The 10,702-nt window shown below is 39.9% G+C and carries 6 protein-coding genes, 3 pseudogenes and 2 CRISPR repeat arrays; of the genes and pseudogenes, 1 reads left to right on the top strand and 8 read right to left on the bottom strand.

The genetic code is table 11. The annotated features are described in order from the left end of the window. Positions 1–76: 76 nt before the first annotated feature. A pseudogene (locus C502_RS19800) lies at positions 77–163 on the top strand (IS1 family transposase); the annotation flags it as partial. Here C502_RS19800 and C502_RS0117050 read toward each other — a convergent pair. The 8 genes and pseudogenes from C502_RS0117050 to C502_RS0117025 form a co-directional block, all read right to left on the bottom strand. After that, positions 150–731 (bottom strand): DUF2799 domain-containing protein, encoded by a 582-nt coding sequence (locus C502_RS0117050; protein ID WP_018679996.1) that lies wholly within the window; start codon positions 729–731, stop codon positions 150–152. The pseudogene C502_RS19800 and the gene C502_RS0117050 sit on opposite strands and share 14 nt — an antisense overlap. 39 nt (positions 732–770) lie before the next feature. Beyond that, a complete protein-coding gene (locus C502_RS0117045; RefSeq protein ID WP_018679995.1) occupies positions 771–1,205 on the bottom strand; it encodes a 2-amino-4-hydroxy-6-hydroxymethyldihydropteridine diphosphokinase in 435 nt (144 codons plus the stop codon). Beyond that, complete coding sequence (gene folB / locus C502_RS0117040) at positions 1,162–1,542, bottom strand: dihydroneopterin aldolase (protein ID WP_018679994.1); 381 nt, start codon at positions 1,540–1,542, stop codon at positions 1,162–1,164. Before folB ends, C502_RS0117045 begins: the two co-directional genes overlap by 44 nt. A 26-nt stretch (positions 1,543–1,568) precedes the next feature. After that, a complete protein-coding gene (locus C502_RS0117035) occupies positions 1,569–2,867 on the bottom strand; it encodes an ABC1 kinase family protein (RefSeq protein ID WP_018679993.1) in 1,299 nt (432 codons plus the stop codon). A gap of 57 nt (positions 2,868–2,924) precedes the next feature. Then, positions 2,925–3,653, bottom strand: coding sequence for a HesA/MoeB/ThiF family protein (locus C502_RS0117030; RefSeq protein ID WP_162147139.1), 729 nt, complete (start codon positions 3,651–3,653; stop codon positions 2,925–2,927). A gap of 288 nt (positions 3,654–3,941) precedes the next feature. Next, a CRISPR array of direct repeats spans positions 3,942–8,111; the repeat unit is 28 nt; unit sequence GTTCACTGCCGTATAGGCAGCTTAGAAA. Between the two features lie 93 nt (positions 8,112–8,204). Further along, positions 8,205–9,275: direct repeats of the CRISPR family, unit length 28 nt; unit sequence GTTCACTGCCGTATAGGCAGCTTAGAAA. Between the two features lie 45 nt (positions 9,276–9,320). Next, a pseudogene (locus tag C502_RS19795) lies at positions 9,321–9,554 on the bottom strand (IS982 family transposase); the annotation flags it as partial. 90 nt (positions 9,555–9,644) lie between these two features. After that, positions 9,645–9,761 (bottom strand): annotated as a pseudogene (locus C502_RS19605) (lipase secretion chaperone); the annotation flags it as partial. Positions 9,762–9,827: 66 nt separating this feature from the next. Further along, positions 9,828–10,610, bottom strand: a complete 783-nt coding sequence (locus C502_RS0117025; protein WP_228129350.1) for an alpha/beta fold hydrolase — start codon at positions 10,608–10,610, stop codon at positions 9,828–9,830. Positions 10,611–10,702 lie beyond the last annotated feature (92 nt).

The following is a 10,702-nucleotide window of genomic DNA, read 5'->3' as shown; positions in this document are numbered from 1 at the left end:
CTATTTTAATTTAGCAACATGTAGTGATTATTGGTCAAGTTATGCTGAGGTATTTAACCCTGATACTCATCGCTCTGTGGGTAAACATACAGGCTTAACTAACCATGTTGAGCGATTCAATGCGACATTAAGGAATCGCTTGGGACGTTTTACACGGAAAACTTTAAGCTTTTCGAAGAAGAAAGAAAATCATGAAGCTGTCTTGCATATGTTTTTATTAAAATACAATCAAGACATGAAAAAGAAATGGCTAACACGTCATATTTGAGCACTACCAAACGCTTTTTATAATCATCTCGATCTTTAACTGCGAGATCCTTACGCTCTAGTTCTTTCAAATAATAGTTAATATCACTTTGTGAACGGTTGAACTCTGAATTTGCCTGATAATAATTATTGGCAACTTGATAGTAACTTCTTAAAGACTCTCGTTTATCTAAAGGGCAAACTCGAAAGTCTCCACGACCTTCTAAAGCTTCATTAAAGATGCTCGCTGGTTGGCAATAATAACCTAAACCTTGTTGATAGCCTTTTTCATATAGGCTTTGATTTGGGACTACATTCGCTTTTTGACACGATGCATAATATTTATCTAAACGAGACTCTTGTCCAGCAGCACCATCTTTTTCACCCACACTCAACCAATTTGCAGTTTTACATTGTTCAACATTCATTGCTGCACAACCAGAAAGTAAAGCGGATAAAATCGATAACAGTAAAATCGCTTTCATAAAATTCTTCCTATTATTCTTGTATTACTTATAAATACATTACATTGTAATGACAGGATACTGAGTGCTTTGATCATCATTTAAATCAGGTTGCTGCCAAACATCATATAAAGGAATTTTTACATCCAAAGCCAATGGTAACTTTTTTGGATTAAATTGCATATGCTCTAAAGAGGCTCCCCAAGCAATCACATCAATATCTAAACTAATATGATGTGATGGGCGAATACGCCCCGACTGCTGTTCCAACTGTTTTAATATTGCAAAAACCTCATCAACAGTATGATGGCTTCTTAACAAACATGCAGAATTCCAATAATCAGCACCAATCCCATCTCGACATGGAATTTGATAAATTTGTGAAAACTCCACTGTCCCTAAAGCTAAAATTTGTGCATAAGCAAACGTAAAATTTTGTTGCTGCTGAGTATTACTCGCCAGTGCGAGCGCAAAAATTGTTTCTGTTGCGTTCAAGGCGAATTCCTACTGCATTAGCTTGTGCAATGATGGCTGGTTTTCGAATCGTGATACTAATCGACTCAATTGAAAGAAAAGTGGTAAATAGACTCTCAAGAACGAGTTGGGCAGCATGTTCAATCAATTTCGGTTGTGCTACTTGAATGACTTGGGCTGCAATTTCGCAGATTTGCGCATAGTTGAGCGTATCATCTAACTCATCTGAATTTGCAGCCTGTGTCAGATCATTATGAATGGTAAGATCTAGCATTAAAGGTTGAATAATTTGGCGTTCCCAGTTGAAACAACCAATTACCGTATCAACTTTTAACCCTTCAATAATGATGGCATCCATAATGACCTAATATACCAATAAATAAATTAATGCTTTAAGAATGAAGCAGGTTCAATATTGTGAACCATTTTCAAACGTTGGTCAGCATAAATATCAGTATATGGTGCAAGAACACGCATGAAACGATCAAAATATAACATTTGCTTAAATAATAATGCGAAGTCACGTGGGAATTTAATGCCATGACGTTCACCCACGCCAATCATATCCATCATGATATCATTGAGATCAGCAGGATTAGAACTCAGAATTTCTTGAGGATCTGCCAATAAAACCCCACTAAACAAACGCTCCAAATCATCAGCAAGCACTTGTGTATCAATTTTCTGATGGGTCATCCCCATCTTGAGCATGTTCTCAGCCATTGCAGTGTAATTGGTATGCTGTAATGCATCCATAAATGCCATACATGCTGTCCAAACTTCAGGATTCAATTGCCCGACAATCCCGAAATCAATAAAACCAATACGACCATCTTCAAGTAACATCAGATTTCCAGCGTGTAAATCAGCATGGAAACTCTTACATAACATGAGACTACCAAACCAAGTGTTCATTGCAGTAATGAGAACTTGTGTTGGATCTTTGGCATATTTTTTAACAACATCAAAGTCAGTTAATGACACACCGTACAAACGTTGCATGGTCAACACACGGCGTGTCGAAAATTGGTGATAAACTTTTGGTGCAGTTGCTGCCTGATTGCCAGAAACATTCAAATATTGAATAAAATCATCCAAATTCTGTGCTTCTTCAATAAAATCAACCTCACGTACCATACGTGTTTTGATCTCATCCACAATATCAGAAAGTGATGCAAATTTAATTTTCGGAACGGCTTTTTCTAAAAGTTTGGTTGCCCAATGCACCACATTTAAGTCGGTATATAAAATAGTTTCAACACCAGGCTTCTGTACTTTTAACACCACATCTTCGCCAGTCACCAATCGAGCAGCATGTACTTGTGCAATTGAAGCCGAGCCTAGTGGTTTTTCATCAATAAAACTAAAAATTTCATTGAGATTTTTACCTTCAAACTCATCAGCCAAAACCTGCTGAATATAGCTAAATGGTAAACTCGGTGTTTGATCCAAACAGCCTTGGAATTCTTGAACATATTCACGTGGAAATAAAGACGGCGTACTCGCGATGAATTGCCCTAATTTAATATAAGTAGAACCCAATGACTCAAATGTCTCACGCATTAGTTTTGCATTACTTGGTTTCTCAGTTGCATATTTTACACCCGCTTGTGCTGCAACAATAACTGTTTCACCAATACGTGCAACAGAACGTAATCCATCGAATAAAATATTTCTTTTCATAATCTTTCATTGCCTCACAGATGGCAGTAGTGTAGCAAATTTTGTTCATTTTACCGATTAAGTTGCCTGACAAACTGGACAATTTGCATCTTTTTCAAATTGGAGAATACGCTGAGACAGATTTAAACCATTCCAAACTAAGAGTTTTTGTTTAAGTGGCGTTGAACCTAGCCCTAAGAATAGTAATGTGTGATGTGCTTGTAATGACGCCATAATAACAGGTGTGGTTGCAAGTACACCAGACTCAGCACATCGTAACCCTTCGTTTGCATGCTCTTCCTTAGGAAATAGACATTCGTAACATGCAGAATCTGAATCAGCCATGAATAACTGTCCTTCAAAGCCAATTGCTGATGCACTGATCAAAGGGACTTGATATTTTTTACAGACCATATTGACTAAATAGCGTGTTGTAAAATTATCACAGCCATCTAAAACAACATCTTGATGCTGTACTAAATCATCAGCATTGGTCTCGTCAAAACGACTATTTTGATAACTAACATGTATATGAGGGTTAATCTCTTGTAAATGTTTGGCTAATATTTCAGCCTTATATCGCCCAAGATCATTCCCAGTAAACGCAATTTGTCTTTGCAGATTACTTATTTCAATCGTGTCCGCATCAATAATTGTAATTTTACCCACACCAGCTCGCGCGAGTAGCTCGCCACTCGTACAACCTATTCCCCCTGCACCAATAATTAAAACATTCGCAAGTTTTAATCGTTCTTGTGCATCTATGTCCCAACCATCTAATAAAATCTGACGACTATAGAGATGCATTTCCTCATTACTTAGTTCAAATTCGTTTTCTGAATGATTTGACACATTGGTTCTCTAAATTGTTTTAACAGTATTAGATTTTATGGATGTGGATGTGATTAGGAAAGGAAATTCTATTATTTAAGTTGATTTAGCTTTGACAATCCCCTTTTTTTACCCCAATATTTTATACACTCATTAACAGCTTAATAAAATCAATAAGTTACCACTTGGTCAAAAACTTTGGGTATTTACTCAAGTTTCTTGATAAACCTATGTTTTAGCTTGTATTATTGACTCTATTTTACTGTTCACTGCCGTATAGGCAGCTTAGAAATAGTCCGAACCCGCTAAGTGTCGCGGCGGTCAGTTCACTGCCGTATAGGCAGCTTAGAAATATTTAGGTGGACGTAGGTGGACGGATGGTAGGTTCACTGCCGTATAGGCAGCTTAGAAATGCATAAGGTGCGACAAACTTGGCTTTAAAATGTTCACTGCCGTATAGGCAGCTTAGAAATACATGCATAATGTGAATAAACCTCCTTCGGGGTTCACTGCCGTATAGGCAGCTTAGAAATGCATAAGGTGCGACAAACTTGGCTTTAAAATGTTCACTGCCGTATAGGCAGCTTAGAAAATGATGAAATCTACCACCCTTTAATTATTAGAGTTCACTGCCGTATAGGCAGCTTAGAAAAAACAAAACGATTGCGCCATTCGGCTTAATGAGTTCACTGCCGTATAGGCAGCTTAGAAACAATATTCAAGCGCCAAGTATTGCGGCACCACGTTCACTGCCGTATAGGCAGCTTAGAAAACTGCCACAAATACCAAGTACTTTAAGACGCGGTTCACTGCCGTATAGGCAGCTTAGAAATAAGAACGATCGTGGTGGGTTGGTTACTTCTTGTTCACTGCCGTATAGGCAGCTTAGAAATGTGGGGCGATTCAATAAAGATGACTTTGTTGGTTCACTGCCGTATAGGCAGCTTAGAAAAATACGCTTTCACAGACTGCGATGGACAAGAAGTTCACTGCCGTATAGGCAGCTTAGAAAGAGTAGATCGCTATGCTACAAATAACACTGCCGTTCACTGCCGTATAGGCAGCTTAGAAAAATTCAAGCAAAGGGGCGCTTTCAATTGCAGCGTTCACTGCCGTATAGGCAGCTTAGAAATACAAGCTGACTTTGAGTTTAAAGTTGTAGAAGTTCACTGCCGTATAGGCAGCTTAGAAACCAAACCTTTTCACAAGAGTAATACGCTTTCTGTTCACTGCCGTATAGGCAGCTTAGAAAAGTGGATATGTTTGCAGCAATCAGCGGCTTAAGTTCACTGCCGTATAGGCAGCTTAGAAAATCATCATCGCATTGTGTATATGGCAAATATTGTTCACTGCCGTATAGGCAGCTTAGAAAGTCAGGCTCAAAGCTTGGATCTTCACTAAACGGTTCACTGCCGTATAGGCAGCTTAGAAATCACGCAGCATGGGTTCTTCGCTTTCTTCATTGTTCACTGCCGTATAGGCAGCTTAGAAATGAATAGTCATTGCTCTGATTCTTGGAACGGTGTTCACTGCCGTATAGGCAGCTTAGAAAAGGAAAAGGCGGTGAATGTTTACCGCGTTCTGGTTCACTGCCGTATAGGCAGCTTAGAAATATGCCGCAAAGCTAGAAAACGGTCATTCTGCGGTTCACTGCCGTATAGGCAGCTTAGAAACTGTAAGACGCTCAAATAATCTCACACGACATGTTCACTGCCGTATAGGCAGCTTAGAAAATCACTTATCGAATTTTCAGGGGACGTTGAAGGTTCACTGCCGTATAGGCAGCTTAGAAATTGGTGTAGAGATGACATTCACGCCACCTTGTGTTCACTGCCGTATAGGCAGCTTAGAAATTTGCAAATCGTTGATGTGAAAGACGGCTATGGTTCACTGCCGTATAGGCAGCTTAGAAAAGGTGGGTTCACAGTTTTAAATTTTATACTTAGTTCACTGCCGTATAGGCAGCTTAGAAATTTGTACAAATACAAATATTCAAAGTCATCTTGTTCACTGCCGTATAGGCAGCTTAGAAAAAGGAGATCCGTGACAGGCTGCAAAACCATACGTTCACTGCCGTATAGGCAGCTTAGAAACATAAAGTTAAAAAGTTCTGCCAACTTATAGGGTTCACTGCCGTATAGGCAGCTTAGAAAAATGATGAATGGGCAGCAGTTTATTTTACCAGGTTCACTGCCGTATAGGCAGCTTAGAAAGCAATAACAGCAGTACCCGCAGATACATCGACGTTCACTGCCGTATAGGCAGCTTAGAAACCGCTCATCTAGCCACACGTTTACATGGAAATGTTCACTGCCGTATAGGCAGCTTAGAAAAAATTAACAATCCTGTCTCTGTTATACGTTTTGTTCACTGCCGTATAGGCAGCTTAGAAATGTTGTCAATTGGATTACACTGTTGTCATAACGTTCACTGCCGTATAGGCAGCTTAGAAATAACGGCGGTCAGCAGTCTAAAGGGCTAACACGTTCACTGCCGTATAGGCAGCTTAGAAACTGAACGGCTTTTATGGTTAATCCCTCATAGAGTTCACTGCCGTATAGGCAGCTTAGAAATACTGCCTGAGCAGCATCAAAGCCGACTTCTTGTTCACTGCCGTATAGGCAGCTTAGAAAATCAACCTTATTCACTGCTGCCCAAAGGGATGGTTCACTGCCGTATAGGCAGCTTAGAAATGCTGGCGCTCCTGCATTCCCGCCGTGCAGACGTTCACTGCCGTATAGGCAGCTTAGAAATTTGATGATGTACATTAAAGCGATGTTTCGCGGTTCACTGCCGTATAGGCAGCTTAGAAAATATTAGTCCGCCAAGCCCTTTTAAACCTTGCGTTCACTGCCGTATAGGCAGCTTAGAAAAATGATTCATGTGTTGCCAGCAAAGTCTGTAAGTTCACTGCCGTATAGGCAGCTTAGAAAATTTACTTCTGTCGTTTTAAGTTTCATTGGTTGTTCACTGCCGTATAGGCAGCTTAGAAAAGCTTGGTATGCGTAAAGCGAATGGCAGCAACGTTCACTGCCGTATAGGCAGCTTAGAAAGAATCAACTATTAGCAGAGGCAGGCATTCAATGTTCACTGCCGTATAGGCAGCTTAGAAATGAACAGTCAATTGGTCAGGTTGTTCGTCTTAGTTCACTGCCGTATAGGCAGCTTAGAAATGCGAGATGGCGTAATTTCCCATTTGGTGTTTGTTCACTGCCGTATAGGCAGCTTAGAAAATCTGAGTCAACCATGTATTCACCACCTGAAGGTTCACTGCCGTATAGGCAGCTTAGAAAATCTTGAGTCTTTGTTAGTGTCGTTTGACAAAGTTCACTGCCGTATAGGCAGCTTAGAAAGCTTGCTGGTTTGTGCTTCTGCGTCTCTCTTGGTTCACTGCCGTATAGGCAGCTTAGAAAACTTTACTTTGTAAAGCACTTTCCTTTGTAAAGTTCACTGCCGTATAGGCAGCTTAGAAAATCTTTTGTTACGATCAAGTAATTTGAATCTTGTTCACTGCCGTATAGGCAGCTTAGAAATTGTAGGGCATTTAATACTTCTATTCTGTCCAGTTCACTGCCGTATAGGCAGCTTAGAAAACAGCATTGGTAGGTAAAAAGTTATGTAATTTGTTCACTGCCGTATAGGCAGCTTAGAAAGTTGCCGAAGCTGCACCGTAGTAACCAGTTGGTTCACTGCCGTATAGGCAGCTTAGAAATATGTCAAGCACAATTCTAAATTATTTATTTCTGTTCACTGCCGTATAGGCAGCTTAGAAAATTCAGTGAGTTTTTAAGGTGAGTCCAAAACAGTTCACTGCCGTATAGGCAGCTTAGAAATAGCACACTAGTCTATTAGTGTCAATCAGTATGTTCACTGCCGTATAGGCAGCTTAGAAACACTTTGATTAGTTCCTAAGTGTAAATAACTTGTTCACTGCCGTATAGGCAGCTTAGAAATCTATGAAATCACTAGGCAATATTGTACTTGAGTTCACTGCCGTATAGGCAGCTTAGAAATTAGAAATCCTTGTGAACCGTGCCTGACCTAGGTTCACTGCCGTATAGGCAGCTTAGAAATTAGATAGCTTTTTAGTCTTTTCGTTGAAATTGTTCACTGCCGTATAGGCAGCTTAGAAAAATTCAAAGTTTAAAGCTTGGCTGAATAATTCGTTCACTGCCGTATAGGCAGCTTAGAAATTATAGAATAAAAAGATTAATTCATTGATAATGTTCACTGCCGTATAGGCAGCTTAGAAAGCATTAGAGCAACCGAAACAAGTTGAATCTGTGTTCACTGCCGTATAGGCAGCTTAGAAACCTACAAAATAACTATTGATTTCAGCTTTAGCTGTTCACTGCCGTATAGGCAGCTTAGAAATTAGGAAACGACCAATTCAAGCCAAATTTTCGGTTCACTGCCGTATAGGCAGCTTAGAAATAATTTCTGACATGAGCAATGATGAATATCACGTTCACTGCCGTATATAGGCAGCTTAGAAAAATTCGAACGGTTCGTAGCGTTCTAAATAACCGTTCACTGCCGTATAGGCAGCTTAGAAAATCCAGATATTGAGAATCATAGACTTGGTTGTGTTCACTGCCGTATAGGCAGCTTAGAAAAGCACCTTGACGCCCCACGGCACTATCAATTTGTTCACTGCCGTATAGGCAGCTTAGAAATTTGTAACCAGTTGCCGAAGCTGCACCTTGTTGTTCACTGCCGTATAGGCAGCTTAGAAAGAGCAATCAACAAGGTCCTGACAAAGCCCGCGGTTCACTGCCGTATAGGCAGCTTAGAAATTGCGCCAAACCACCTCTCACAGTGTCATTTCGTTCACTGCCGTATAGGCAGCTTAGAAATAATACGCAAGTCCAAGTCAATATTCCAAAATGTTCACTGCCGTATAGGCAGCTTAGAAACATGACTTTTTGCTCACGCACAGCATTTGCTGGTTCACTGCCGTATAGGCAGCTTAGAAAACTGGACTAGGCAGCTTAGAAAGCGCATGATGATAACTTTTCAATGGTCTTTTAGTTCACTGCCGTATAGGCAGCTTAGAAATCAAACTTGTACATATTCTTTTCACATGGTTGGTTCACTGCCGTATAGGCAGCTTAGAAAAGAAGGCGGTAGACAAAAATATTGTAATCCATGTTCACTGCCGTATAGGCAGCTTAGAAAGCTGCAAAAATCTGAACAGCTTGACGCACTTTGTTCACTGCCGTATAGGCAGCTTAGAAATATAATCCAACAAAGCCTTTTGATGTTGATACGTTCACTGCCGTATAGGCAGCTTAGAAATCAGATTGCTCCTGATCTTTGGAAGCCTGCGAGTTCACTGCCGTATAGGCAGCTTAGAAAGTGTGGAGCATTGGCTCTTATTTGTTCTATGTGTTCACTGCCGTATAGGCAGCTTAGAAAAATCAATGGTTCAGCCAACTTTAGATTACATGGTTCACTGCCGTATAGGCAGCTTAGAAATGCAGGCGCACCAGGCTTCTGCCATAACCAAAGTTCACTGCCGTATAGGCAGCTTAGAAAAGTAGGAGTAACAGTTCCAAAAACATTACAAAGTTCACTGCCGTATAGGCAGCTTAGAAAACATTAGGAAATCGGGTATGAGATCAATGGTTGTTCACTGCCGTATAAGCTTTCAAATAAATGATTTTTATCCTGTTTCAACCATGAAAAGAATGCTTTGAAATTGTTGATATGAGAACACTTATACCAAATGGCGATAAAATTGATTTCTGAGAGGCTCAATTGGGCTGGTCGAATTCTTATAGAGTGACGACTTTGTTTAAGAAATTTCCAATAAGTTGCTTCAAATTTAAGAAAGAAATCATCGATTACACAGAATAATTCGGTACTATTGAACATTAGGACTAGAGCTTTAAGTTTGGTGTGGTAACTCAACTGATGGCTCTAGTCCTCTTATTTTTCAAGTCAATTTCTTATCCGAGATTCGGGTTAGTTAAGCTCCTTCTGATCATTCATGATTTCATAAGATTGTGCTCGGAGTAAATCTTCTTTTGTCGAAAATGCACTATTACGAAGTTGTTCAATTGATTGCTGTTTATTGGAATCACTCGGATTGTGCTTTTAAGAATCTGTTCACTGCCGTATAGGCAGCCTAAGTTAGTCACAATCACATCATTCTGCTGAGATATTCTCAAGAATTAAATTTGCCACACCATGTGGATCTTTCCACATCGGTACATGCCCCCAACCTCTCGGCTCCACCCATTTCAGTTTCGTTGGTAACTCATTTTTCATTTGGCAATTGTTCCGAGTTAATAACCAATCCTTTGTACCAAAAGCGATCGTCAACGGAATTTTTATATTCTGCCCATCAATGAACCGACCTGCATTTGAAAATGTTCGTTCGAAATCAGATGCGTTATTAAAATCATTCAGAGAACTTACAGCATCTAATTCAGGAATGTTTCGACCACCAACACCAATTGGAATAGCTAACAGTAATTCCCGACACACAGCAAATTTCATTAATCGTCTAGAGAACGTTGGCATACGCTTTATTGCATGTCTCATACTAAAGAAAATCGTTTTTACATGTGCTGGAGACTCATGCCATAATCCCGCTGGAGAAATTGCAACGACAGAACTCGCTAGACCTGTACGGGCTGCTTCTAGAGCCATCCACCCACCCATTGAATTTCCAACAATATCTACAGGTTCATGGATACCCATTTCCCGAAGTTGTTCTGCCAATGCTTCAACTAGATTTTGAATAGTAGGCTCTTTATTTGAATCAAATTTTGGACTATCTCCAAACCCTGCAACATCAAAGGCAATCACTCGACGCGATTGACTCAGTATAGGAACAATAGGATTCCATGCTTTATGTGACATTCCAATACCATGTAGCAATACCAATGGTCGTCCAGACCCGACATCCAACCTATTCCACATCATTTCCAACCTTATTTTATTGTTAACTGATTTAATCCATTAAACGTTTAGAAATTAGAGTATTCATCAACTTAAGTCAGTGACTCAAAACAAGC

The sequence above is a fragment of the Acinetobacter tjernbergiae DSM 14971 = CIP 107465 genome, from assembly GCF_000374425.1.
Lineage (GTDB): Bacteria > Pseudomonadota > Gammaproteobacteria > Pseudomonadales > Moraxellaceae > Acinetobacter > Acinetobacter tjernbergiae.
Note: the sequence above shows the minus strand (reverse complement) of the source record. Positions and strands in the feature narration are given on the sequence as shown.

Bases quoted from the DNA above. Each gene is read 5' to 3' on its own strand.
- C502_RS0117050 (WP_018679996.1), bottom strand. From the start codon at position 731: ATGAAAGCGATTTTACTGTTATCGATTTTATCCGCTTTACTTTCTGGT.
- folB (WP_018679994.1), bottom strand. From the start codon at position 1,542: ATGGATGCCATCATTATTGAAGGGTTAAAAGTTGATACGGTAATTGGT.
- C502_RS0117035 (WP_018679993.1), bottom strand. From the start codon at position 2,867: ATGAAAAGAAATATTTTATTCGATGGATTACGTTCTGTTGCACGTATT.
- C502_RS0117030 (WP_162147139.1), bottom strand. From the start codon at position 3,653: ATGCATCTCTATAGTCGTCAGATTTTATTAGATGGTTGGGACATAGAT.
- C502_RS0117025 (WP_228129350.1), bottom strand. From the start codon at position 10,610: ATGATGTGGAATAGGTTGGATGTCGGGTCTGGACGACCATTGGTATTG.